General features: G+C 65.2%; 23 protein-coding genes. 8 read left to right on the top strand and 15 right to left on the bottom strand.

The window, feature by feature from the left end; genetic code table 11:
* Positions 1–104 precede the first annotated feature (104 nt).
* Positions 105–4385: a DUF7927 domain-containing protein gene (locus tag KV396_RS14975; protein ID WP_247956216.1), complete on the top strand. Its 4281-nt coding sequence runs from the start codon at positions 105–107 to the stop codon at positions 4383–4385.
* 185 nt (positions 4386–4570) lie between these two features.
* On the opposite strand, the gene KV396_RS14970 is transcribed toward KV396_RS14975, so the two are convergent.
* Positions 4571–5503: an AraC family transcriptional regulator gene (locus KV396_RS14970; protein ID WP_247956215.1), complete on the bottom strand. Its 933-nt coding sequence runs from the start codon at positions 5501–5503 to the stop codon at positions 4571–4573.
* 262 nt (positions 5504–5765) lie between these two features.
* Here KV396_RS14970 and KV396_RS14965 point away from each other — a divergent pair, with 262 nt between their 5' ends.
* Together KV396_RS14965 and KV396_RS14960 are read left to right on the top strand one after the other, a co-directional pair.
* Complete coding sequence (locus KV396_RS14965; RefSeq protein ID WP_247956214.1) at positions 5766–6434, top strand: DUF3841 domain-containing protein; 669 nt, start codon at positions 5766–5768, stop codon at positions 6432–6434.
* A gap of 151 nt (positions 6435–6585) precedes the next feature.
* Positions 6586–7821, top strand: coding sequence for a Fic family protein (locus KV396_RS14960; protein WP_247956213.1), 1236 nt, complete (start codon positions 6586–6588; stop codon positions 7819–7821).
* 58 nt (positions 7822–7879) lie between these two features.
* Here the strand turns inward: KV396_RS14960 and KV396_RS14955 are convergent, their stop codons facing one another.
* Positions 7880–8269 (bottom strand): hypothetical protein, encoded by a 390-nt coding sequence (locus KV396_RS14955; RefSeq protein WP_247956212.1) that lies wholly within the window; start codon positions 8267–8269, stop codon positions 7880–7882.
* Positions 8270–8878: 609 nt separating this feature from the next.
* Here KV396_RS14955 and KV396_RS14950 point away from each other — a divergent pair.
* On the top strand, positions 8879–9208 hold the full coding sequence (locus KV396_RS14950; RefSeq protein WP_247956211.1) for a hypothetical protein: 330 nt from the start codon (positions 8879–8881) through the stop codon (positions 9206–9208).
* Positions 9209–9228: 20 nt separating this feature from the next.
* On the opposite strand, the gene KV396_RS14945 is transcribed toward KV396_RS14950, so the two are convergent.
* The 8 genes from KV396_RS14945 to KV396_RS16845 all read right to left on the bottom strand — a co-directional run bounded on the left by KV396_RS14945 (position 9229) and on the right by KV396_RS16845 (position 15235).
* A complete protein-coding gene (locus tag KV396_RS14945; protein ID WP_247956210.1) occupies positions 9229–9705 on the bottom strand; it encodes a hypothetical protein in 477 nt (158 codons plus the stop codon).
* A gap of 14 nt (positions 9706–9719) precedes the next feature.
* Entirely contained in the window at positions 9720–10262 is a 543-nt protein-coding gene (locus KV396_RS14940; RefSeq protein ID WP_247956209.1) for a hypothetical protein, read from the bottom strand.
* Entirely contained in the window at positions 10259–10543 is a 285-nt protein-coding gene (locus KV396_RS14935) for a hypothetical protein (protein WP_247956208.1), read from the bottom strand. The genes KV396_RS14940 and KV396_RS14935 overlap by 4 nt, the downstream gene beginning before the upstream one ends.
* A gap of 201 nt (positions 10544–10744) precedes the next feature.
* The gene (locus KV396_RS14930; protein WP_247956207.1) at positions 10745–11794 is read right to left on the bottom strand and encodes a GIY-YIG domain-containing protein; all 1050 of its coding nucleotides are present in this window, start codon (positions 11792–11794) and stop codon (positions 10745–10747) included.
* Positions 11795–11836: 42 nt separating this feature from the next.
* Positions 11837–12787 carry a hypothetical protein gene (locus tag KV396_RS14925; RefSeq protein WP_247956206.1) on the bottom strand — a complete coding sequence of 317 codons (951 nt, stop codon included), beginning with the start codon at positions 12785–12787 and terminating at the stop codon, positions 11837–11839.
* Positions 12788–13235: 448 nt separating this feature from the next.
* The gene (locus KV396_RS14920) at positions 13236–13472 is read right to left on the bottom strand and encodes a hypothetical protein (protein ID WP_247956205.1); all 237 of its coding nucleotides are present in this window, start codon (positions 13470–13472) and stop codon (positions 13236–13238) included.
* 266 nt (positions 13473–13738) lie between these two features.
* Positions 13739–14791: a CHAT domain-containing protein gene (locus tag KV396_RS14915; RefSeq protein WP_247957606.1), complete on the bottom strand. Its 1053-nt coding sequence runs from the start codon at positions 14789–14791 to the stop codon at positions 13739–13741.
* 192 nt (positions 14792–14983) lie between these two features.
* Positions 14984–15235 carry a helix-turn-helix domain-containing protein gene (locus KV396_RS16845; protein WP_407665539.1) on the bottom strand — a complete coding sequence of 84 codons (252 nt, stop codon included), beginning with the start codon at positions 15233–15235 and terminating at the stop codon, positions 14984–14986.
* Here KV396_RS16845 and KV396_RS16840 point away from each other — a divergent pair.
* Complete coding sequence (locus tag KV396_RS16840; RefSeq protein ID WP_407665538.1) at positions 15213–15551, top strand: helix-turn-helix domain-containing protein; 339 nt, start codon at positions 15213–15215, stop codon at positions 15549–15551. The two genes, KV396_RS16845 and KV396_RS16840, sit on opposite strands and share 23 nt — an antisense overlap.
* Before the next feature lie 571 nt (positions 15552–16122).
* On the opposite strand, the gene KV396_RS14910 is transcribed toward KV396_RS16840, so the two are convergent.
* The 5 genes from KV396_RS14910 to KV396_RS14890 all read right to left on the bottom strand — a co-directional run bounded on the left by KV396_RS14910 (position 16123) and on the right by KV396_RS14890 (position 20519).
* Entirely contained in the window at positions 16123–16416 is a 294-nt protein-coding gene (locus KV396_RS14910; RefSeq protein WP_247956204.1) for a hypothetical protein, read from the bottom strand.
* A gap of 88 nt (positions 16417–16504) precedes the next feature.
* Complete coding sequence (locus tag KV396_RS14905) at positions 16505–17668, bottom strand: MalY/PatB family protein (RefSeq protein WP_247956203.1); 1164 nt, start codon at positions 17666–17668, stop codon at positions 16505–16507.
* A gap of 91 nt (positions 17669–17759) precedes the next feature.
* Positions 17760–19106: a cryptochrome/photolyase family protein gene (locus KV396_RS14900; protein WP_247956202.1), complete on the bottom strand. Its 1347-nt coding sequence runs from the start codon at positions 19104–19106 to the stop codon at positions 17760–17762.
* Positions 19107–19144: 38 nt separating this feature from the next.
* Positions 19145–19549, bottom strand: coding sequence for a DoxX family protein (locus tag KV396_RS14895; RefSeq protein WP_247622412.1), 405 nt, complete (start codon positions 19547–19549; stop codon positions 19145–19147).
* A gap of 19 nt (positions 19550–19568) precedes the next feature.
* The gene (locus tag KV396_RS14890) at positions 19569–20519 is read right to left on the bottom strand and encodes an alpha/beta fold hydrolase (protein WP_247956201.1); all 951 of its coding nucleotides are present in this window, start codon (positions 20517–20519) and stop codon (positions 19569–19571) included.
* Positions 20520–20668: 149 nt separating this feature from the next.
* Here KV396_RS14890 and KV396_RS14885 point away from each other — a divergent pair, with 149 nt between their 5' ends.
* From KV396_RS14885 to KV396_RS14875, 3 genes are all read left to right on the top strand, one after another.
* A complete protein-coding gene (locus tag KV396_RS14885) occupies positions 20669–21028 on the top strand; it encodes a YnfA family protein (protein ID WP_247956200.1) in 360 nt (119 codons plus the stop codon).
* A 121-nt stretch (positions 21029–21149) separates the two neighbouring features.
* On the top strand, positions 21150–23075 hold the full coding sequence (gene thrS, locus KV396_RS14880; protein ID WP_247633972.1) for a threonine--tRNA ligase: 1926 nt from the start codon (positions 21150–21152) through the stop codon (positions 23073–23075).
* A complete protein-coding gene (locus KV396_RS14875) occupies positions 23072–23617 on the top strand; it encodes an HIT family protein (RefSeq protein WP_247622415.1) in 546 nt (181 codons plus the stop codon). The genes thrS and KV396_RS14875 overlap by 4 nt, the downstream gene beginning before the upstream one ends.
* The last annotated feature ends 2 nt before the right edge of the window (positions 23618–23619 follow it).

Raw genomic sequence — 23619 nt, 5'->3', positions numbered from 1 at the left:
CGACTTCTCGATGCTCAGCGAGGGAATGCATGAGGCGCGGGTGCACCGCGCGTTGAGAGGGGAATCTCGATGGTTACTGGTTCACAGCACGCTCCTGACAGGGCGTGTCTCGGTGGGAGAGCTCAATGAGCGGCGTACTAGGCGTGAACGCGCGGCCGTATTCGGACTCCATCCGTCGCAAGAGTCTTGCGATGCTCGTCGTGCTGGCCACGGCCTTCATGACTCTCCTCGGAGCGGTCCCGTCCGCTCAGGCTGTCGTACCTGTGCCCGCGGCCGATACCGCCGTGATCTCCGTGAAGGTCGGTGGCGACCGCGCTGCTGGTTCTACGGGTGCCGCGCAGGGCCTCGCCGGCGTGCAGCTCTCACTCTTCGGCGCGGGCACGGCCTCATCGCAGCCGACGCCGACAGGCTTCACGCAGGGGGCCTCAGGTGCTCAGTACGACTCCACGTGGTCGTGGACGACGTGTGTCTCTGATGCCGATGGCGACTGCAACTTCACCATCCCGATTCGCCCCGGAGCACCGTCGGCGACGGGAGTGCCGCAGGACACCCGCTTCTGGGTTGCCCAGACGGGAACTTCTCCTGAGGGCTGGTATTCGAATCCGGACGTGCGGGTCGGCGGCTTTGGCGCTGCCCCAGAATTCGACATCGACTACCGCTTCCGCACCGATACGCAGCTTCGTGCCGGTGTGACGTACCTGTCGACCACGCCGATGACGGCGACTGCCGCACTCGAAAACCCCGACCTCGGCTTCATGCGCGTCCGCACGGACGACAACACGCCCGGTCAAGGGCAGGGGGCGAACGTCACCCGCACCACTGGTGTGTTCAACCAGTCTCGTGTCAACCCCGCCCTACCGCTGGGGCAGTGCGGTCTGAACGTCGCCATCGTCGCGGACACCTCCGGGTCGCTCGGGGATGCGGGAATCGCCTCGCTCAAGGAAACGATGGGTGAGTTTGTCGATGCCTTCCGTGGAAGCCCCACGACGATGTCGCTGTTCTCGTTCTCACAGGTTTCGCCAGGCAACGGTGCCACCAACAACCCGACACCACTGCCCGTGACGACGGCCGCAGAGGCTGACGCCTTCAAGGCGCAGTATGCGGGCTGGGTCTCAGGTGGCGGAACGAACTGGGACCGTGGCCTCGCTGCCGCAGCCAACTCCGGCAACCCTTACGACCTCGTCGTGATGCTCACCGATGGCAACCCGACCACCTACTCGGAGCAGCCTAACGCTGGCTCCTCGGCGTTCAACTCTATGCAGGACGTCGATGCTGGAATCTTCTCGGCGAATCAGCTCAAGGCTCAGGGCTCGCATGTCATCGCTCTGGGTGTCGGGCCGGCACTGACCCCTGCGAGTGCGTACAACCTCCGTGCGATCTCCGGCACGGTCGAGAATGAGGACTACATCCGCGCGGCCGACTTCGATCAGGCCTCCGAATACCTCGCATCCCTGGCCGCGAACTGCGACGCCAGCCTGCAGGTGCAGAAGATGATCGTCCCAGAGGGTGGCACCATCGCTCAGGCGACGCCGGGTGAGAACTGGGAGATGGCCGCGACGACCACGGCAGCCGGTGTCTCGCTCGTCGGTGACACGACGGCCCTGACGTCCGCTGATGGAACCGTCGACTTCGGTATCGCATACACGGCACCCGCCACGTCTGGTGCTGTGCAGGTGCTGGAGACGCAGCAGACCGGCTACGAGCTGTTCCCAGTCGCGGGCTCCAACGCCGTCTGCACCAACCAGGAGACCGGCGCTGCGATCACGGTCACGAACGCGGGAACCACCGCGAACCCCGGCTTCGGGGTGAACACGCAGCAGGGCACCCAGGTGTCGTGCATCATCTACAACACGCCTGTCTCGGTGCCGGCCGACCCCGGTTTCACGCTGACGAAGACCTCTGACCCGGTGTCGGGTTCCGAGGTCAACGGCGGCGACACGATCACCTACACGGTGACCGGTACCAACACCGGTGCCACGGTCCTCGATCCGGTGACGATCACGGATGACCTGTCTGAGGTGCTGAACAATGCGACGCTCACGGGTACGCCGACAGCATCGCAGGGGGCTGCTCCGGTCCTGACGGGTGACGAGCTCGCCTGGACCGGTTCGCTCGCCGTCGGAGCATCCATCACGCTGACCTACACCGTGACGCTGGATGCGGATGTGCCTGCTGGGACGATCATCAACAACGTGGTCGAGGGTTCGGCGACGCCTCCGGGTCTGCCGCCCATCACGCCGCCTCCGGTGGAGACCGAGCACCCGGTGCCCGGCTTCGAGCTGACGAAGGTCTCCGACCCCGTGTCGGGAACGGCCGTCGCCGCCGGTGACACGATCACGTACACGGTCACCGGTACCAACACCGGTGCGACGGTCCTGGATCCGGTCACGATCACGGACGACCTGTCTCAGGTGCTGAACAACGCGACGCTGACCGGTACGCCGACCGCCTCACAGGGCGCTGCACCCGCGGTTACGGGTACGACGCTGACCTGGAACGGCACGCTCGCAGTCGGAGCATCGGTCACGCTCACCTACACGGTGACGCTGAACGATGATGTGCCTGCAGGCACGATCATCAACAACGTCGCTGAAGGCTCGGCGACGCCTCCGGGTCTTCCGCCCATCACGCCGCCGCCGGTGGAGACCGAGCACCCTGTGCCCGGATTCACACTGACGAAGACGTCCGACCCCGTGTCGGGAACGAGCGTCAACGGTGGAGACTCCATCACCTACACGGTGACGGGGACCAACGCGGGCGGGACGGTTCTCGACCCGGTGACGATCACGGACGACCTGACCGAGGTGCTCAACAATGCGACGCTCACGGGCACGCCCACGGCATCGCAGGGAGCGGCCCCGGTTCTCGATGGCAACGAGCTCACCTGGAACGGTTCGCTCGCAGTCGGAGAGTCGGTGGTCCTGACCTACACGGTGACGCTGAATGCTGACGTGCCCGCAGGCACGATCATCAACAACGTTGCTGAAGGCTCGGCGACACCTCCGGGGCTTCCGCCCATCACGCCTCCGCCGGTGGAGACCGAGCACCCGGTGCCCGGCTTCACGCTCACCAAGACCAGCGACCCCATTCCGGGAACCCTTGTTCGCGGTGGTGACACCATCACGTACACGGTGACGGGCACCAACACGGGCGCGACAGTGCTCGATCCGGTCATCATCACGGATGACATGTCGCAGGTGCTCAACCACGCGGAGCTCACCGGTACGCCGACGGCATCTCTCGGGGCAGCACCTGTGCTGACCGGGACGACGCTGACATGGAACGGTTCTCTGGCAGTCGGAGAGGCAGTCGTCCTCACCTACACGGTGACACTGGACGCTGACGTGCCGCCGGCGACAGTGGTGAACAACCACGTGGAGGGTTCGGCAACGCCTCCGGGTCTGCCGCCGATCGTCCCGCCGCCGGTGGAGACCGAGCACCCCACCCCGGGTGCACCGGGCTTCTCACTCACCAAGACGAGCGACCCGGAATCCGGCTCTGCCGTCCGGGGTGGCGACACCATCACCTACACGGTGACGGGCACCAACACGGGTGCTCTGGTTCTTGACCCGGTGACCATCACCGACGACCTGTCGGAGGTGCTCAACAATGCTGAGCTCACGGGCACCCCGTCGGCGTCTCTCGGTTCGGCACCTCTGCTGGACGGAGCGACGTTGACGTGGAACGGGTCGCTGGCCGTCGGAGAGTCGGTGACGCTGACCTACACGGTGACGCTGAATGCCGATGTGCCTGCGGGCACCATCGTCAACAACGTCGCATCGGGTTCCGCAACGCCTCCGGGCCTCCCGCCGATCACGCCGCCGCCTGTGGAGACCGAGCACCCGGTGCCCGGCTTCACGATCGCCAAGACGAGCGACCCGGCATCGGGCACCCGCGTCAACGGTGGCGACCGCATCACCTACACGGTGACCGGCACCAACACCGGAGCCACGGTGCTCGACCCTGTGGTCCTGACCGACGACATGTCGAAGGTGCTCAACCACGCCGACCTGACGGGTACGCCCACCGCCGCCGTCAACGGTGACGCGGCCCCGGCACCCACGCTCGCCGGGACGACGCTGAGCTGGACGGGCACCTTGCCCATCGGCGCACAGGTCGTGGTGACGTACACGGTCACGGTGGATGCGAACGTGCCCGGTGGCGTCATCGTGAACAACCACCTCGAGGGCTCGGCAACGCCTCCTGGCCTGCCGCCCATCGTCCCGCCGCCGGTGGAGACGACCCACGAGACCCCTCCTGGTCCTGGACTCGCCATCACCGGTGGGGAGATCGCAACAGGAGTGGTTCTCACCGCGCTGCTGCTGCTCGGAGCCGGTGCACTTCTCGTGAGTGTCCGCCGGCGTCGAGAGGGTGCGAACGCCTGATCGCCGTGAAGGTGATCTAAGCGCTCAGGGGTGCGACTGCGACGTCGCACCCCTGAGTTGTTGTGCGGACCGAACACCGCCGAGTTGCGCGTTCACGCCGTGCGTCACACGACAGAGCCGCAGTTGCATACGCAACTGCGGCTCTGAACGTTGTCGGAGATTTTTCCTCAGCGAAGATCTGCACCTTACAGGCGTTTGGCATCGGCGTCGGCGTCCGTGTCGACTCCGGCTCCGGGGTGGGGCGCGAACTCTCGCATGGCGCGAATAAGAGACGAAGTCGAGCCGAACCCCACCGCGGAGGCCAGGTCTGCGGACGTTGTCCTCGGTTTGGTGAGAAGGCGCTCATGAGCGGCACGCGCGCGAATCGCTCGCACTTCCCGCATTACCGACGTCCCCTCTGCTGCGAAGGCGGCCTGCAACGTGCGCTCCGAGACATCGAGATCCTCGGCGAGACCGGCGAGCTTCAGGCGACGGCGGGGGTAGTCGCGTGCGATCACGCGCATCGTGCGGGAGAAGAGGCTCAGTCCGGCGGGGACCCCGTCAGCGATGAGAATGCCGAGCGAGCGCGCCACCTCCACCGCCGCGACTTCGAGCGGTGCGATCATGGTCGTGTCTTCCACGGATATCGCGCAGACGGTCTCGATGAACGAGATGAGCGGGGCCAGAACACCGTCCGGAACACGGACCAGAGGGTCGTACTGAGTGCCCGAAAGATCGATGTCCTCCAAGAGGCGGGCATTCGTGCTGACATAGAGGAGCTCGTTCTCCTCTTCGGTCGAGTGGAAGAGTACTTCTTCCTGCCCGGGAGGGATGAGGAACAAGCCGGGCGGCTTGCGGAAGACAGTGCCCTCAGACTCCACTTCCAGCCCACCTGACAGCGATATCACGATGATGCCGCGGTCGAGCGACAAGTGGTCCCGTGGCCATACCACCGTCGACTGCGGAAGAGTGGCTCGTGCGAAGGAGATCTCACGAAAACGCGAAAGCTCGCCCCGAAGCGGCTTGCCCCCCAAAGACGCGATCCGTATGTTCGATGCCGCGAGATAATCCTTCAGCGTGTCATCTTTCCGTGCCGCATCCAGCCCCTGCACGTCGACAGTCGTGCGCACGAATGCCACATTCGATTCCCTGCGGTTTCTTCGCCTATGCGGCATTCAGCTTCCCATCATGCACCGACACAATTCTTGGACTCCGTCGAATTGCTACCGCATACGCGGCGTAAGACGGTGCCATAGATGGGACGCGGCTCAGCCGAATTCATTACGCGATTCGACGGGTTAGTTCCTTCCTAACACACGTCGCGATGGCCCCTGAATCGCCGTTCAATATGTGACACGCCGCCGTCATTGATGGCGTCCCACGGCAGGAGAGGATGTGGACATGCCTCCATTCATGACCCGCTCCGCGCTGCCAGAGGCGGCAGTGCCCGCGGGCCGCATCGGGTACGACCTCGACGCGGATGTCCTGCTGCTGCACACGATCCAGACTGCGGCAGCGTTCGCATCCTTGCTCGAGACAGGGGAGCTGCGTCAGGATCCCCAGCTCACCGAGCCGGCGTGGCCCGACGCATACGACTGGATGAATCGGATGATGACGGAGCGACTGACGACCACAGGCACGACCGCGTGGTGGCTGTGGGCGAGAATTGCGCGCTCAGAGTTGGTCCTGCTGTGCGGGCGTGCTGCAGGCGAGGTCATGCTGACGTGTCGCATCCCGCGGGGGCGTGTGCTGCTGTCGGAATTCGACGAGTGGCACTCAGTGTTGAACTCGACTCTCGATGTGCCGCCGCGGCCGGGCGAGTCCGAGGACGAGTACGACAGACGATGGAACGCCACCATCGACGACTTCCTCGCCCGGCGCGATGCTGCCGGTCTGCGACATGTACCGGTCAGCAGGTGGCCTACGGAACTGCGATCGGAGCTCGAAAGCTCCTGGGAGACTATCTTCGACCGGTCGCGGATCCGGTCGCGCTCTGTGTGGCAGGCAACAGTCCACGAGACCAGGACCGAGGCCGTCATCGACGCAGTGTCGATCCAGAGCCGCGTCTAGCTCCTCTCGCTGGCAGGCGTTCGCATCGAGGAACGTCCCACGTGCCCTGCCGAGCGACCCCATCCTTCACTTCCACTGACGGACGCTAAACCGGACATCAGGTTGGACACCATCTTGGACAATTGAGGGGTCGCTTAGATAGACTCCGCAGATGACGTCTGACGCCCGACTTTACGAGTCATCGCATCCTTGGATCACGTTCGACTTCCCCACGAGCACCCTCAGCGAGATCGTCTGGGCACATCTGGGCGAATCGTTCTCCAAGTGCCAACATCTGATCGGTGCGCCGCTGCAGCCGGGTGTGGCTCTGGAGCTTGCCCGTGTGTACATGCGCCGAGGCGCACTCGCGTCGGCGGCGATCGAGGGAAACACCCTCAGCGAAGAGGAAGTCAACGACATCCTCGACAACAACAAACGGCTCCCCGAATCGCAGCAGTACCTCGAGCAGGAAGTGCGCAACGTACTGGACGCTCTCACGAGCGTTCGCCGCGAGGTCTGGGAATCCGACGGCGCGTTCCGGATCTCCGCCGAGTGGATCCTGGGCAAGCACAGCGAGCTCATGGCGAATCTCGATGTCGCCGAGCACGTCAATCCAGGGTCGTACCGAGACATCCCAATCGTCGTCGGCAACTACCGTGGCGCTCCCGCCGAGGATGTGCCGCTGCTGATGGACAAACTGTGCACATGGGTCAACACCATCCTCGACGAGGCGGCCGAGAAGCGAGACTCCGCACCCGACCAGGCTTTCTTCCTGGTGTTCTTCGCCGCGACCCTCTCTCACCTCTACCTCGCCTGGATCCATCCCTTTGGAGACGGCAACGGACGCACGGCACGGTTGATCGAATGCGCGATCCTCGCTCATTGCGGGTTGGTGCCGTACGTCAGCACCAATCTGCTGTCGGACTACTACAACCGCACGCGTGGTCGTTACTACGAGAAGCTCGATGCCGCATCGAAGCGCAGGGATGTCGCAGGCTTCGTGGCGTACAGCGCGCTGGGCTTCCGAGACCAGCTGCGCGAACAGATCCGCACAGTGCAAGCCCATCAGCGTGTGGTCGCCTGGGTGAACTATGTTCATGAGCGGTTCCAGATGGAACCGTCCACGGATACCGCACGTCGCCGCCGTGCCGTGGTGCTCGCGATGCCGGACGGGGTCGAGCTGACCCGCAAGCAGATCCGCTACCTCAACCCGTTCGTGTCGGAGATGTACGACGGCACATCCGATCGACTCTTCCGCCGCGATATGGGCAAGCTCATCGAACTCGAGCTGGTCGATGAAGTCACACCGGGACGATACGAGTCCGGCATCTGGCGCATGGATGCCTTCACGCCACGCCCCGAGTACGGTGTTTTCGCACCCGTTCTGGAGCGAGTGTCCGCCGACTGACGGTGAGTGTCCGACGCCAGTTCTGCCGGGCCGCGAGACCACAACCATGACGGCGACGTCAGAGGATGACGAGGTCGCCGTTCCGAGCTTCGACATCCAAGTACTTCTGGAGATGACTCACGTCGCGGACTTCGCCCTCGTCGTCGACAACGCGGAGCACACCTCGACAGGACAACGTCGCCGCGCCCTCGCGCAGAAGCTCGACAGCTTCCTGCACTGAGCGGGCGCTCAGGCCGTAGCGTTCGGGGAGCATCGCCACGATGGTGAGACACTCATCCGACGCCTCGTCGTAGGTCGTCGTCGCCTCAGCGAAGTCCTCCGGAAGCGAAGCGACAACCGCTGCGTCCACTTCCGGCTGCACTGACGCCGGTGAAGGTGAACACCCGACAAGTGCCGCAACGGCAGACAGCGTGACGGCGATCCGGACCCGGGGCAGCGTGCGTTTCATAGAGAAAAGCCAACCATGCGACGTTGCCTCTCAGCGCGATGCACTCGCACCAAGACACGAGTGCTGCGCAGACGTCTGGTGCAGTGATATCGGCACGTCATCGGTCGGCCAGGTTGCGGGCACGGAGACTCTCTGAGCCCGGCGTACGACGACGGGCATGCCTGCTGACCCACCAGCGCGTGACAGCAGGAAGCTCGGCAGCCCTTCGTGCGAAATATCAGGACATCGGCGGAAACGCCGTAATAGATTATCCTCACCTGCATCTCTCTAGTGACAGCTCATCCAAAGCAGGGGGTGGACGAGCGCTCGGGACCGGATCGACATGGCGCACTGGGGTCGCCTCCGTCGATCTCGGGACCACTTTCAACAAGAGGGCGGGATGCTGGGGCTTCCCGCCCTCCTGAAACCTCGCTGCACGCGGAGCGCCGGGCAACGCTGACGCCAGGACTTTCTGGAACCGATGTGCGAACTCGCGTCATGAATCACCAGTTCCCGCGTCTCATCAATGACGGCATATCTGTCGTCCCGGTTTTGCCCTGAAGATCTCTCGCACCAAGGAGTACCGCAGTCGTGTCCGCCACCATGTTCGTCCACATCGAAGACTCTCTGATGACGCTCTCCGCCACCGGTGCCACGCTCGCCGTCGTCGGAGGGGCAGTAGCCGGCATCGCGCTGGGTGCTCGGCGCAGCGGCGTCGGACTGTCCTTCCTCGGTGTGTGGGCCACGGGTCTGCTGCTCAGCATGGTCTCGATCGCCGTGCTGGAGTGGGCACCTCTCAGACTGTCGATCACGGCTCTCGGGGGAGTGATCGTGACTGCGGCTGTGACCGCGGGCATCCTCGCGTTCATCCGACGACCTCAGTATCGTCGCGCGATAAGCACGACGGGTACATCAACCGGAGCGCTGGCTCTACCTGGCGTGACTGCATCCTCGATCTGAATCTCGGCTCGACAACTCTGCTAGTCCCGAGGTGACGTCGCATCCCGTGCCGCGATGCGTGATTCTCCCTCCGCCAGCTGCGCGGCCAGCCATGGCGGCCGGTGCTCGGCGTCACGGCGGAACGTCTTCGCGTCTGTGACGTACGCGATCGGATCAAGGGGCGAGTCCCAGGCCGGCTCGTCGTCGTAGTTGTACTCGGCAGACACGTCGCCTGCGGCTGTAACTGTCAGTACAGCACCGAACCAGGTGCCTGCCCCCGGCCGGTAGCAGGCGGCGCGAAGTGCATGGGCTGCGTCGCGCAGCTCTTCGGTGAGGCGGGGTGAGTTCGCGCGACCATCCGGTGTCGAATAGCGCCCATCAGGGTTGAACGCCATCACCCGGGACTCTGCGACGGCGGTCGTCGCCAGCAGGGAGTACACGATCTTTGTGTCACCCGGCGTCAGCAACTTCGCCAGTGCCGCGCCTGCGGCCACGAGCGCGGCGCTCTCCGACGCCATTCCGAGAGGCTCATTCATCCCTGGGTCCTTCTCTGACGGCGGCTTGCACGTTCGGGTGCATCTGCCGCTGCGGTAGAGGCCGGGAGCGGTTGACGTGTGGTGCTCACTAGGCGCGGGCGGCCATCGTTATCCCTGCCGAGCCAGCCGTGCAGGATCAGCACGAGTGCGCCACCTGAGAGGACGCCGTCGACGATGCCGGCGGGCAGTAGGAAGATCATCAGCACGAGTGTGACGGCACAGTTGATCAGTGACAGCGCGAGACCCCACAGGCGGTTACGCCACAAGGCGATGCCGCCAATCACTCGAAGCACGGCGAAGACGCCGCTCATCATCATCATGAGGTAGAGGTTGTCTTGCAGGTAAGGCAGCGCGAAGATCTTCGCGTTCTCGGTGACCGTCTGCTGAAGGACTCCCGCCGCGACCAGCCCGATGAGGCCGAGCACGACCAGCCCCTCCATGAGGACGCCCTGAGCGATGAGCAGCCCGGCGGCGACTCGTAACTCCGTCGTGGATCGAGATCGCGCGATTTTCGTGTCCTGCTTCGTCAGGGTGGTCATGAGTCCTTCTTCGTCTTGCGCACACGGCGAGACATGAAACGGGAACCGCCTGCGCCCAGCCGGGCGAGAACAGCATCGGTGGCGTCCAGCGCATCCACGGAAGGCACGTCCTGCGAGGCGGGAACGTCCTGCGCCGCGCGTGCCATCAGGTCGTAGGCCTCGCGCACGGCCGCAGGTGTCGTCGCCAGCTGCTCGTAGTAGTGGGTGAAGCCTCGCGCGTCTTTCACGACGAGTGCGAGATGAACGATGTCATGACGGGTATCAGGGGTGGTCGTCGTCATGATGTGCTCTTCCTGCTGGGGGAGTGAGGGGAAGTGGATCGAGCGAGAGCGCTCACTAAGAAGATGCTCGTCGCGGTCTTTCATCACGCGACTTCGCACATCGGTTCGGGCAGATCTCGTCCCTCTCGCGCAGACAGAGCTGCAGAGCGCCGGGATGCCGCGGTTCGATGATATCGAGGCACATGACGCGGGGCGGGAGCGTCAGTTCTTCCTGTTCGCGAACGGCCAGCGCCCGTGCTCGCGAGTGAATGCTGCGCGGTAGCGGATCTCGACGGCTCCGGCGGACTCTCCCGGCGTCGGGACCCATGCGACGATGAGCTCGTCCTGATCAGCGAGCTGCCAGATAGATCGGCCGCCTCCATGGTTGCTGCCACGTCTCGCGTACTGCAGCAGCCGGCTGCGAATGTTCTCGGCTTTCCCGATGTAAACGACGCTCGCGCCATCGACCCAGCTCGCCCGCAGAAGCTCCAGCGAGAACGGCGCGTGCGCGGTCGACGTCGTCGACTCGGTGATCTCGGGCACGAGCTCTGACTCGCGGAGCACGATGTAGATGCCCGGCACGCTCGGTGCAGATGAGGTCTTGAGCTCTGAGAAGCGCGCGAATCCCTCGAAGCCCACCTCCTCGAGCGCACCCCGGTCCCACCGAGCCGGCAGTGGCAATCCCAGAGGAACAGCGCTCTCGAACGCCGCGGCCGCAGCGACCGCATCAGCAAGTCCTGAGTAGACCGTGCGTGTACCGATCGCCTCCAGCCGCGACAGCGTGAGACTCCCGACATTGAGCTGCTCGAGCTGCTCTCTCGCGAGCACATGGAACGCCCACGCATCGACGTCCAGGGCGTCGTACTTGTCGGGCTCCTGGGTCGTGTGCCAGGCGAACACATAGACGTCGGCCTTGTAGGTCGCCTCATCCGCGAGAGCCCAGTTCTCGCCCTGCGCTTTCCGTCGAAGCCCGGAGAACACGATCGCCGACGGGCCCTGCTGTGCCCATGCCTGCAAGTAGCCGGAGCTCTTCACCTCGATCTTCACGCCTTTCCAGAGGACGTCGTAGTCGTCCCACTCGACCCTGAGCTGTTCGACCCCCAGCGCTCGGGAGACCAGGTACTCGGCGAAGTACCCCCGGACGTTGTTCATCCGCAGGTCCGGCATGGCGAAGCGCCAGAAATCAACGACGCTGCCCTCGATTCCCGCGAAACGTTCATTACCACGAAGCGGTGCCACCGCCGTGGGCTGATGCCAGGTGCTCTCGCTCATGCGATCAGTATTCCGCAGGGGCGAGACGCGATCCTTCACGATCTACTCGACGAACTCGTACCAGTCCGCGGTCCATTCGCCGTCCCACTGCCAACGATGCACCAGCTTGTTCTCCTGCTGCACCCAGACTTCAAGGTGAGGCGCGTCGAGGCTGGACACGGCGATCGAGCCGTTGAAGCCGCGGCCCCAGTCCTCCCACTCGCTCCACCCGTCCTCCCAGTACCGGTGGAACAGCTCGCCGGCTTCAGTGACGATGAACAGGTCGACCCAATCTCCGTGGACGCCCGCCGCTACCGCAGTCGGCGCAGCCTCGCTCGGCAACGGCATCTCGTGCCACGGGCTCCACTCGCCGTCTGCGAACCAGCGGTGCCGGAGCCCACCGTCGTGGATGTGGAAGACCTCCTGATGACGACCGATGACTCCGACGGCTGCCAGCTGGGATCCTCCGTGTGGCTGAGAGCGCAGACGACTGTCCGCGGCCGGCTCGGCGGTCGTCGGTCTGGTCGACGCGTGCGGCTGCTTTCGAGTGTTCGAAGTCTGTGGCTGCGACTTTGCGCGTTGAGCTCGAACAGCATTGCGATCCGTCCAAGTCCACAACCCGGCAACCTCTCGCCCATCCAGGAATCTATTGTTCTCGAGCAGCCAGGGGAACTCGGCCTGCAGTTCCTTGTAACTGTCGCCAGAGACGATTCGCACGGCCCTCCCCGCGTCCCGAAGGGTGGCGGCCGTATCGCAGATATACCTGTCGGCTTTGCCATGGACACCCGGGGGAGTGACCTGCACTCTGTGCCGATCGCGCACTCTGCCCAGTTCCCGGTCATCGCCGCGCTTCTTCGCCGTGACTGTGGCGGATGCATCGACGAACGCCACGATCTCGTCATCGGGATACGTGGCTTTCAACGAAGTCAGTGCTCTGTCCAGTCGTCCGGCCCCCGCGTACCTTCTGTCTTCGAACAGCAGATTTGAACCATCGACGATGAAGACGGTCGGCATGCGTTTCCCCCTGCGACTCCTGAGATGTGAGCACAGTCTGACATAGCGCCCGACGGCTGGTATGGATGAGCATTGACGTCTTGGACGGCCAGGCCGGCGATGCGAGCATCGTGAAGTTCGTCGGTCTCACGCCTCGCGTCACCGCGCTGCTCGCTGCCAGTCTTGACAGTCACAGCGTCTGAGTGCGTCACTATCGAGATGACATCCAGCAGCGTTCTCGAATCCGTCGCAGCCGTGACCCGGTTCGCGGTGACAGGATCCCTACTCGACAGCATCGACCTCCTCGCGGCGGGGCTGGAAGCAGAAGGCTGGGTGCCGGGCACATCAGGCCGGCACTGGTCGTGGCCCGCCCCCGACCGCAGAGTGACAGAGGAGCCATGCGACGATGAGCTCGCCTGATAAGCGAGCTGCCGGATCGATCGGCCGCGCCCGTGGGTTCTGCCACGTATCACGTATCGCAGGAGCCGGCTGCGGATATCCCGGCTTTCCCGATGTACACGATGCTCGCACCGTCGACCCAGCGCTTCTGCAGAGGCTGGAGCGGGCTCGATGTCGTCGACTCGGTCATCTCGGGCACGAGCCCTGAGTCGCGGAGCACGGCGTAGAGGCCCGGCGTGCTCGGCGCAACAGAGGTCTTGGTCTCTGCGAACGGAACGATTCCCACGAACCCGACGTGCTCAAGCACTGCTCGATTCCCAGGTGCGACCGACGCAGTCTTGGAGGGACACGCTCTCCAACTTCAAATGACAGGGACAATGACAGTGTCAGTGTCAGTGTCAGTGTCAGTGTCAGTGTCAGTGTCAGTGTCAGTGTCAGTGTCAGTGTCAGTGTCAGTGTCAGTGTCAGCGGTGCCCTGCGTTTTGGGCCCTGCGCCCATATTCAGAGCATGATCTGTGCACTTCAGTGTTCTCAGGGATGCTGACCTGACGGTCTCACGCGCGCGGCAGAGAGTCAGGAAACATGTGGCATCTCGTTTCGAGCGAACGACACCGAGATCACTTGCAAAGGGGGCACGCCATTGCGAGTGAGTAGCTTGTTTGCAGTCCGCAGAACCTTGTTGCGGGCTAAGTCGACGGCGTTGACCTTTCTCATCCACTGGATCTGAGCGTGCGGATCAAGCTGGAAACCGTTACCTACGACGTGGTCTTCCCCTGCTGCGGCTTCCGAAAGCTCCCGAAGCGCGCGCCGCGCCGCGGTGATGCCTCTCTTTGCCTCCCGAACGAAGGATTGAATCGCGGGATCGTGGAGCCACTCGACCGGAATTGAGGCAGCCGGGATCGGCGTCTGATAGCGACGCGACAGCGCCTGCCCTGTTCCGAGCGTGTGGCTCACGTCCAGCAGGGCGTCATCGAGGGCCTGCATCGAAAGTTCCTGTCGCATGGGCTCCAAAAATGCGGAGCGGTTGAAGATGGTTCGGAGCGCGGAGCTGATCGTCTTGGCCATCTCCTCCACCGCCGGAAGATCAGAGCGCCTAAACCACGCAGTGTGCGACACCTCTTCCCCCCAATCGGACTCCGCGTAAACGCGCGCAACTTCGAATGCTTGCCGTGGCCGCATCTCACTTCCGATTAGGTGCTCGTAGAAGCGCTCGGCGAACCGCGTGGCGAGCTCATCGTCAACTTCGGCCGTCGTACCGATCGCCCATCCTGCGGCCGGAGGCAGGCTCTCAAGCAGCTCCGGCGCAGTCTTTGCTGTGAAGCACCCACTGAGATAGACGCCCTCTAGTGCAGGGCTTGCTTCCCGAACCAGCCTGACAACATCCGTCGCAGGTCGACGCACGTGATTAGCTCCGTCTCTAATCACGAGGTCTCCGTCGCGCGTGCCGTGGCCTATAAAGTGAAAGATCGAAGGTTCGGTCACGTTCGCGAAAGCTGCAAGCTTGTCCCAATCCAATGATCGCGGCGCGACAGTGACATCGAAGTCAGCGGAACGCAAGGACTCAAGATGAGAGGTCTCTTCGGCGGAGTAAGGGAGATCCTCGTCACTACACGTCCATACAAGCATCCTGTTCACGGCTTCAGCCTGTCACACCATCGATTCTTGATGTAAGCCGGGCAACGAAAGGCAGAGCGCGCGGAGCTGGCTTGCCTGGGCCGGGAGGCTCGAAGGAAAGATGGCTCAGTACAATCGCCGAACGTTGATTCCGAGCCAAGAACTCTCTATGGGATGGCACCACTTCGGCTACGGTGCTTAGAGTCACGTACGCGAGTCCTGTTGCTCACACTTTGGGATGGTCGCGAGTAACTCAGAAGGATGCACGTCAAGCCCCCGTGCCAACCTGACGATGACATCAAGCGTGGGATTGCGCCGAGAACGTTCGAGGCCGCTGATATAGGTTCGATCCAGACCGACGTGATGAGCGAAAGCCTCCTGTGAAGGCCATCCATGAACCTGGCGCAGCTCGCGCAGGTGCTCGCCGAAAGCGATGCGGTGCGCAGGAACTGTCATTTTTCCAGGCTCGCGGTATGCTGATTATGAGTCCACGGACTATCAGTCACACGTGGCAGAGAGGAGAGAGGTCGTTGCCATGTCTCTTCAAGGATCCAACGACGATTCTGAGCGGCCGACGCCGGATCCGCTGAGGGCCTTCACTCTGAGAGAGGTCGCCGATCGCCTTAACGTAGGCCTGTCCACCGTTACCCGTATGGTGCAGGCTGGCGAGATCGAGGTCTTCCGACCACGTGGTCGTGGAAAGGGTAGGCCCGTTCGGGTGACGGAAGCTGCACTGTTCAAGGTGTTCTACGGCCGACACAACGCGGCGTAGCTACTTGACGATTCGCTGTCGCGAGCCACGACTCCTCGGGTGTGTTGCCCGACGATAGGCCGCCAAGGCCCTGAGCGTCCCTCGCGTGCCGGAGACATCCGCATGGTCATCGCGACGCGCTTGCAGCCTCTGACTATCGCATCCGAGAGAAGGCGAGCTCCTGCTGTGAGGAGAGGCCGAGAGCTTCGTCAAGTGGCCGATGCAGACACTATGAGGCTTGAAACAGCACGAAGGATGAGCGAACTATCCGGTGACGAGAGCCGCCCTTTCAGCCTCATGGTGCACGTGTTCGGGCACCTGTTGCCAGAAATCTGCTCCTTCTCGAACCCATGTTTCGTGGACCCTGCGTGGACCAGGGAGCGGCAATTCTTCGAGTTCCTAGACCGTTCCTGGGTGTACCACGTGTACCACGTGCCCTAGAAAACACTGGGATCGCCTCATGTACGAGGCGATCTGGGACCCCTGAGCACCAGTTTCGATCCCAGTATCGCGCACAGACGAAACCCCCGGTCCAGCCGGGGGTTTTTGCGTTTCCGGCCGTCGAAGAGCTCGCCCGGGAGGTAACTGGACTTCAGTGACTCTCGTGGCCGAAGTACGCGAAGAGCCAGACGACCACCCCGACCATCGCCGCTGCGACGAATCCGAGTGCCGTCGGGAAGGCGCTGCTTCCGTACATCCACGTGGGGAAGAGTGCGCATCCCGCGGGAGAATCGCTCTCCCACGCACCCGCGAGCCAGCCCGTCCGGCAGTAGTCCTGAATGGCGGGCGCGACGATGATCCCGGCGGCGAGACCCCCGACCGGGCTCGTGATGGCGGTCCAGACCGCTGCGAACTGCGCGTCGGCGTGCGAATCGGCGTCGCCCATTTCGGTACCCTTTCCCCAGTGGTACCCCTCCGCCCACAGCAAACCACGCCGAGCCGCCCAGCGGAAGGGCTCGGGAGCATTCCACAGGTCAGCGGGCGCTGAGCGCGGCTGCGATCCGACGCACCGCCTCCTCGAGGAGCGGCCGCGGCAGGGCGAAGACGAACCGCGTGAAACCGATCGCAGCCACCCCGCAGGCGGCGCCGTCCGTCATCGCGACACCGGCGTGCTCGCGGAACCACTCGCCCAGATCGCCCGTCAGCCCGGTCTCCCGGAAGTCGAGGAGAGCGATGTAGGTTCCCTCCGGAACGGTCATCCGCACCTGGGGAAGGTGCTCGGCGACCAGGGCGGCCAGTGCTCGGCGATTACCGTCGAGATAGGCGACCGTCTCGTGCAGCCACTCGCCCCCATCGGCGTACGCGGCGACGTTGGCGACCGCTCCGATCGTCGAGGTGCCGTGCCCCGACCACGCTCCTTCGCGTTCCCAGAGCTCCGCATCCCGCTCGTTCGAGACGATGATCTGCGCGCACTTGAGACCGGCGAGGTTCCACGCCTTGGACGCGGAGGTGGCGGTGAGGGTGTGACCTGCGGCGACATCGGAGATCGAGGCGTAGGGGATGTGCCGGGCGGGGGCGTAGACGATCGGCGCGTGGATCTCGTCCGAGAATACGCGTCCGCCGGCGTCGTGCACGGTCTCCGCCACCCGTTCGAGCTCTTCGCGCGTCGCGACCGTTCCGAGCGGGTTGTGCGGATTGCACAGCACGAGCAGCTCGCCGCCCTCGGCGAAGGCCGCCGCCACCGCGTCGTGGTCGAGCACCCAGCGCCCGTTCTCGACGATGCTCGGCACCTCGATCACCCGTCGCCCGTGCATCGGGGGAACCATGAGGAACGGCATGTACGCCGGCGTCGGGACGATCACGGCGGCCCCCGGAGCCGTGTACTGCTCGATCGCGTACTCGAAAGCGGTGATCACGTCGGGGACCTGCTTCACCTGCGCCGACGAGATCTCCCAGCCGTAGCGAGCGGCGTACCAGGTGGCCGTCGCGGCGGCGAGCTCGTCGGCGAGATGCTGTGGAAGGTAGCCCGTGAGGCCCTGTTCGAGGGCATCGCCCACCGCGTCCTTCACCGCGGGCGCGACCCCGAAATCCATCTCGGCGACGAAGGCGCCGATCGTGTCGGGGAAGGTCGTCCACTTGACGCTCCCCGCCTCTCGCAGATCGTTCTCGGTGAGGGTGTCGATGCGGTCGACGGACATACGGGGATCCTTCACGGCAGGGGAGAGGGGGCTCCCTCGATCGTACGGGGAGCGCGCCCTGCCGGGGCCGGAGGGTCGACCCCGCGGCGGGTCACCGATCGCGGGGTGCGCGTTTGACGACGTCGTACGCGGCGAGCGCCGCCTTCCGCGTCTCCCCGAGGTCGACGATCGGCTCGGCGGGGGCATCCGATGCCCATTGCGAGATGTAGAGGCGCTTCGGATCGAACTTCTTGGCCTGGAGCTCGGGGTTGAAGATGCGGAAGTAGGGCGCGGCATCCGCACCGGAGCCGGCGACCCACTGCCAGTTGAACGGGTTGTTCGCCCCATCGGCATCGACGAGGGTGTCCCAGAACCACTCCTCGCCGCGGTGCCAGTCGATGAGGAGGTTCTTCACGAGGAACGACGCAGTGACCATCCGCACCCGGTTGTGCATGTACCCGGTGCGCCAGAGTTCGCGCATTCCGGCGTCGACCAGGGGCACGCCGGTCTCGCCGCGCTGCCACGCGTCGAGGTGCGACGGCTTCAGCCGCGGCCACGGGAAGGCGTCGAACTCGGGGCGCAGGTTCTTCGTCGCGAGGTCGGGGAAGTGGAAGAGCGTGTGCCAGGCGAACTCGCGCCACCCGAGCTCCGAGAGGAACCCGCCCGCGCCGTCCGTGGAGACCGCCTCGTGCCAGACCGTGAACGGGCTGATCTCCCCCCAGCGCAGGCGGGGGGACAGGAGCGAGGTGGCTCCGGCCGAAGGCTCGTCGCGTGCGCGGTCGTAGGATCCGAGGTCCTCGTCGAGGAAGGAGCGCAGCCGACGTCGGGCGGCGGGTTCCCCGGGTTCCCAGGTCTCGCGCAGTCCCTCCGCCCAGTCCGGACGGGTGGGGAGCAGAGCCCAGTCGTCGAGGTCGTCCGATGCCGGAGCCGAGGGGATGCCGTCGATCTCGCGTGGCTCGGGGAGGGGGAGTCGCGGTGCGGGCAGCGAGAGGCACGCCCGCCAGAAGGGAGTGAACACGGAGAAGTGCGTACCGGCCCCTGTCGTCACCGTCCAGGGCTCGTGGAGAAGGGATCCCGCGAAGGAGGCGACCTCGACGCCGTCGTTCCGCAGAGCGGTCTTCAGCTCGGCGTCGATGTCGCGCTCGGGTCGGCCGTACCGGCGATTCCAGAAGACGGCGCCGGCGTCGGTATCCGCCACGACCTGGGGGATCACGCGGGCGGCGGGACCGCGGCGCAGCACCAGTGCGCCCCCACGCTCCCTCAGCCGTTCGCTCAGCGAGGCGAGTGAGTGATGCAACCACCAGCGGGCCGCTCCGCCGAGCGGTCGGATGCCGGGGGATTCCTCGTCGAGCACGTAGACGGCGAGGATCGGCTCCCCGCGATCGATCGCGGCGCGCAACGCGGGGTTGTCGGCGAGACGCAGATCATCACGGAACCACACGATCGAGGGGGAGGACATCGCCCCATTCTGGCGCTCGTCGTGCGATCGGAGAAATGTCAGCGTCGGCCTTGACTTCGACCCTCGGCGCTGGTGGCCCACACCGCCCACGCCATGAGGAGCGGCTGCAGGAACAGCCGCCCGAATCGACGGCGGTCGGTGTCGAGCCCGGGCGTGGAACGGCCGGTGCGCCACTGGTGCACGTTGCCGGGCAGCACGGCGGCGAAGAACAGCGCAGTGGCCCATCCGATCCGCGCGCGCTCCCGAGGAAGGGCGACCAACCCCGCGGCGAGCCCGATCTCGACCGCACCGGAGGCGACCACGATCGTCTCCTTGTCGAGCCCGGACATGCGCGTCGCCCAGTCCGGCACGACCACGCGGAAGCCGCGCGTCTGGACGAAGTGCAGGACGCCGATCGCGCCGAGTCCTGCGGCGAGAATCCACCGGGCGATCGTACGGGTCATCCGCTCACGCTACCCCGGTTCACTGCGGAAACGGCATCCGTTCGGCCGCCCAGCTCCGGAATGCGTCCGCGATCTCCGCCGCATGCGTGTGATGGAGATAGTGATCGCCGTCGACGGGTATCACCGTGCCGTCGGCGACGCTCGCCGCCTGGGCCTCGTGCAGGGCGACCCAGTCCGGATTCTTCTCGTTGTCGGCTACGGCGAACAGCAGCACCGGAAGATCATCGGGAAAGGTACGTCCCTCGGCCTGCGCGAAGTTCGGAGCGATGTGCGCCATCTCGTCGAGGTACGTGGGCGCCATCGACGTGCGATGGGAGATCATCGCGATCTGCTCCCGGTCATGATCGGAGTAGGCCCCACCCTCATGCCCGACCCCGCCCACCGCGAGCAACAGGCGTGCGAGTCCCAGAGTTCGGGCGGCGCCCATGAGTCCTGTCGGGAACTCGGTGTCCATGTGTGGCTGCCCCGGCACGCTGGTGTCGATCCCGACGAAGCCGCGGAGTTCCTCGGGGTGCGTCGCGGCCAGCTCGAGTGCGTAGATGCCCGCGATGGAGTGCCCCATGAGCACGTACGAGTTGATGTCGAGCTGCTCGAGGGCGTCGTGCACCTCCGCGACGATGTTCTCGGTCGTCCGCGCGCGTTCGGTGCCGTCGCTCAATCCGTAGCCGAGGGGTTCGATCACGACGACGCGATGGTCGGTCGCGAGGTCATTAACGAGCGGGGAGAAGTCGATCGCCGGTGACGCCGTGCCAAATCCGGGGAGGAGGACGATATCCGTGGGACCGGAGCCGGTGATCACGACGTTCATCCGATGACCGTCGACGCTGACGAAGATCCCGTACGGCTCGATCGCCTCCTTCTCGATCTCCGTCGCGACGACGTTCACGACGGTCGTCGTCGCCAGACCCAGGGTGATCGTCGCGGTGACGGCCACGAGGGTGACGAGCCCTCTCTTCACGAACTTCTTCATCGCCAGCCTCTCCGGGCGCGCTCTGCGCCGCAGATCCAGCGTCGCGCGACGGCGCGTGCGCGCACATCGACCGGGCGCGGACTCCGGCCTACCGCATCGGCGGTAGCGGACGCTCGTGCCCGGTGGTACGCGACTGCCAGACTGGCCGCATGACCGTGTTCCGCATCATCGTGCTCTTCGTGCTGGCCGCCGTCGCGGAGATCGGCGGAGCATGGCTGATCTGGCAGGCGATCAAGGAGGAGCGCGGGTGGATCCTCGCCGTGCTCGGGGTGATGGCCCTCGGCGCCTACGGGTTCATCGCGGCACTCCAGCCCGACGCCAACTTCGGCCGAGTGCTGGCCGCGTACGGTGGGGTCTTCATCGCGGGATCGCTCGCGTGGGGCATCATCGTCGACGGCTTCAAACCGACCGTCTGGGACTGGGTGGGGTCATCCATCGCCCTCGTGGGAGCCGCGATCATCATCCTCGCTCCGGTCGTCACGCAGACGGCCACCGAGCCGGGGGCGTGACGGTCAGCACGACCCGGCCATGCGAGTAGCCTAGATCCAGACCCAGATGGAGTGATCAGTGCCTGAAAACGCCCAGCCGAAAGACGGCTTCGCCCTGTTCTCTGACCGATCCGTCGTCGCCATGCGCGTCAACGGCATCCTCAAGGACCTCGCGACCACAGTGACCGACGCCGACGAGGTCGAGGCGGTCACGATCGACAGCCCCGACGGGCTCGGAATCCTGCGCCACTCGACCGCGCACGTGCTCGCCCAGGCGGTGCAGCGCATCAATCCGCAGGCGAACCTCGGCATCGGCCCGCCCATCACCGACGGCTTCTACTACGACTTCGGCGTCGATTCGCCGTTCACGCCCGAGGACCTCAAGGCGATCACCAAGGAGATGCAGCGCATCGTCCGCGAGGGCCAGCGGTTCGTGCGCCGCGTGGTGACCGATGACGAGGCCCGCGCCGAACTCGCCGACGAGCCGTTCAAGCTCGAGCTCATCGGGCTCAAGGGCGGCAAGGAAGCGGCGGAGGGCGCCTCGGTCGAGGTCGGCGAGGGCGAGCTCACGATCTACGACAACACCACCCGCGACGGCGAGGTGGTCTGGAAGGACCTCTGCCGCGGCCCGCATCTTCCGAACACGCGCATGATCGGCAACGGCTGGGACCTCACCCGCATCGCCGCCGCCTACTGGCGCGGCAGTGAGAAGAACCCGCAGCTGCAGCGCATCTACGGCACCGCCTGGCCGTCGAAGGACGAGCTGCGGGCATATCAGCACCGCCTCGAAGAGGCCGCGAAGCGCGACCACCGTCGCCTCGGCAAGGAGCTCGACCTGTTCTCCTTCCCGGAGGAGATCGGATCCGGGCTCTCGGTCTGGCACCCGCGCGGCGGCATGATCCGCGGCGAGATGGAGCAGCACGCGCGCAAGCGTCACATCGAGGGCGGCTACACCTACGTGTACACCCCGCACATCTCGAAGGAAGACCTCTTCCTGACCTCGAACCACCTCGTCACCTACAAGGACGGCATGTTCCCGCCGATCGTCATGGACGAGGAGCGCGACGACGAGGGCAACATCACCAAGCAGGGCCAGGACTACTACCTGAAGCCGATGAACTGCCCGATGCACATCCTGATCTACAAGGAGCGCGCGCGCAGCTACCGCGATCTGCCGCTGCGGTTCGCCGAGAACGGCACGGTCTACCGCAACGAGCTCTCGGGTGCGCTGCACGGTCTCACCCGTGTGCGCGGGTTCACTCAGGACGACTCGCACCTCTTCGTCACGCCCGACCAGCTCGAGGGAGAGGTCGCGAAGGTCCTCGACTTCATCCTCTCGATGCTGCGGGACTTCGGCCTCACCGATTTCGAGCTCGAGCTGTCGATGAAGGACGACGAGAAGTCGAAGTGGATCGGTTCTGACGAGTTCTGGGAGTCGTCGACCGACGCCCTGCGTCGCGTCGCCGTCGCCTCGGGGCTCAAGCTCACCGAGGTCCCGGGTGAGGCCGCGTTCTACGGCCCGAAGATCGACCTCAAGACCCGCGATGCGATCGGTCGCACCTGGCAGTTGTCGACCGTCCAGGTCGACCCGAACCTGCCGGAGCGCTTCGATCTCGAGTTCATGGACAAGGACGGGCAGAAGAAGCGCCCGATCATGATCCACCGCGCGCTCTTCGGTTCGATCGAGCGTTTCTTCGCGATCCTGCTCGAGCACTACGCCGGCGACTTCCCGGTGTGGCTCTCGCCGGTGCAGGTGGTCGGCATCCCCGTGGCCGAGGACTACGCCGACTACCTCGGCGAAGTCATCACCACGCTGCGCGACTCCGGTGTGCGCGCCGAGCTCGACACGTCGGACGACCGGATGCAGAAGAAGATCCGCACGCACACGACCGGCAAGGTTCCGCTGCTGCTCATCGCCGGTGAGCAGGACCGCGCCGCCGGCACGGTCTCGTTCCGCTACCGCGACGGCACCCAGGAGAACGGTGTCCCGATCGCGGATGCCGTCGCCCGCATCCGCACCGCGATCGCCGAGCACACGCTCGTGCAGACGGCGGGGGACCTGGCGTGACCCCGGAGGAGCCGCTGGAGCCGGCGTCGGACTTCGCCGGAGTCCCCGACGAGTTCCAGCGGCTCTGGACCCCGCACCGGATGGCCTACATCCAGGCGGGGCCCGAGCCGCTGCGCGAGGAGTGCCCCTTCTGCGAGGCGCCGAAGCACCCGGATGCCGAGCGACTGATCGTCGCGCGCGGTGAGACGGCATACGTGCTGCTGAACCTGTTCCCGTACAACTCGGGTCACCTGCTCGTGTGCCCGTACCGCCACATCGCGACGTACGACCAGGCCACCCCGGAAGAGGTCGCCGAGATCGGCGCTCTGACGCAGACGGCGATGCGCGTCCTGACGGAGGTGTCGCGCTGCGACGGCTTCAACATCGGGATGAACCAGGGCGCCGTCGCCGGCGCGGGTGTCGACGGGCACCTGCACCAGCACGTGGTGCCGCGGTGGCGCTCCGATGCGAACTTCTTCCCGATCATCGCGAAGACGAAGGCACTCCCGCAGCTGCTCGGTGAGGTGCGGGAGGCCGTCGCGAACGCCTGGCCTGCGGCCTGAGC

The sequence above is a fragment of the Microbacterium galbinum genome, from assembly GCF_023101185.1.
GTDB lineage: Bacteria > Actinomycetota > Actinomycetes > Actinomycetales > Microbacteriaceae > Microbacterium > Microbacterium galbinum.
Note: the sequence above shows the minus strand (reverse complement) of the source record. Positions and strands in the feature narration are given on the sequence as shown.

Excerpts from the sequence above, each read along its gene's own strand:
- KV396_RS14965 (WP_247956214.1), top strand. The coding sequence starts at position 5,766 with ATGCCTCCATTCATGACCCGCTCCGCGCTGCCAGAGGCGGCAGTGCCC.
- KV396_RS14960 (WP_247956213.1), top strand. The coding sequence starts at position 6,586 with ATGACGTCTGACGCCCGACTTTACGAGTCATCGCATCCTTGGATCACG.
- KV396_RS14955 (WP_247956212.1), bottom strand. The coding sequence starts at position 8,269 with ATGAAACGCACGCTGCCCCGGGTCCGGATCGCCGTCACGCTGTCTGCC.
- KV396_RS14950 (WP_247956211.1), top strand. The coding sequence starts at position 8,879 with ATGACGCTCTCCGCCACCGGTGCCACGCTCGCCGTCGTCGGAGGGGCA.
- KV396_RS14945 (WP_247956210.1), bottom strand. The coding sequence starts at position 9,705 with ATGGCGTCGGAGAGCGCCGCGCTCGTGGCCGCAGGCGCGGCACTGGCG.
- KV396_RS14940 (WP_247956209.1), bottom strand. The coding sequence starts at position 10,262 with ATGACCACCCTGACGAAGCAGGACACGAAAATCGCGCGATCTCGATCC.
- KV396_RS14935 (WP_247956208.1), bottom strand. The coding sequence starts at position 10,543 with ATGACGACGACCACCCCTGATACCCGTCATGACATCGTTCATCTCGCA.
- KV396_RS14930 (WP_247956207.1), bottom strand. The coding sequence starts at position 11,794 with ATGAGCGAGAGCACCTGGCATCAGCCCACGGCGGTGGCACCGCTTCGT.
- KV396_RS14925 (WP_247956206.1), bottom strand. The coding sequence starts at position 12,787 with ATGCCGACCGTCTTCATCGTCGATGGTTCAAATCTGCTGTTCGAAGAC.
- KV396_RS14915 (WP_247957606.1), bottom strand. The coding sequence starts at position 14,791 with ATGCTTGTATGGACGTGTAGTGACGAGGATCTCCCTTACTCCGCCGAA.
- KV396_RS16840 (WP_407665538.1), top strand. The coding sequence starts at position 15,213 with ATGCGGTGCGCAGGAACTGTCATTTTTCCAGGCTCGCGGTATGCTGAT.
- KV396_RS16845 (WP_407665539.1), bottom strand. The coding sequence starts at position 15,235 with ATGACAGTTCCTGCGCACCGCATCGCTTTCGGCGAGCACCTGCGCGAG.
- KV396_RS14910 (WP_247956204.1), bottom strand. The coding sequence starts at position 16,416 with ATGGGCGACGCCGATTCGCACGCCGACGCGCAGTTCGCAGCGGTCTGG.
- KV396_RS14905 (WP_247956203.1), bottom strand. The coding sequence starts at position 17,668 with ATGTCCGTCGACCGCATCGACACCCTCACCGAGAACGATCTGCGAGAG.
- KV396_RS14900 (WP_247956202.1), bottom strand. The coding sequence starts at position 19,106 with ATGTCCTCCCCCTCGATCGTGTGGTTCCGTGATGATCTGCGTCTCGCC.
- KV396_RS14895 (WP_247622412.1), bottom strand. The coding sequence starts at position 19,549 with ATGACCCGTACGATCGCCCGGTGGATTCTCGCCGCAGGACTCGGCGCG.
- KV396_RS14890 (WP_247956201.1), bottom strand. The coding sequence starts at position 20,519 with ATGAAGAAGTTCGTGAAGAGAGGGCTCGTCACCCTCGTGGCCGTCACC.
- KV396_RS14885 (WP_247956200.1), top strand. The coding sequence starts at position 20,669 with ATGACCGTGTTCCGCATCATCGTGCTCTTCGTGCTGGCCGCCGTCGCG.
- thrS (WP_247633972.1), top strand. The coding sequence starts at position 21,150 with ATGCGCGTCAACGGCATCCTCAAGGACCTCGCGACCACAGTGACCGAC.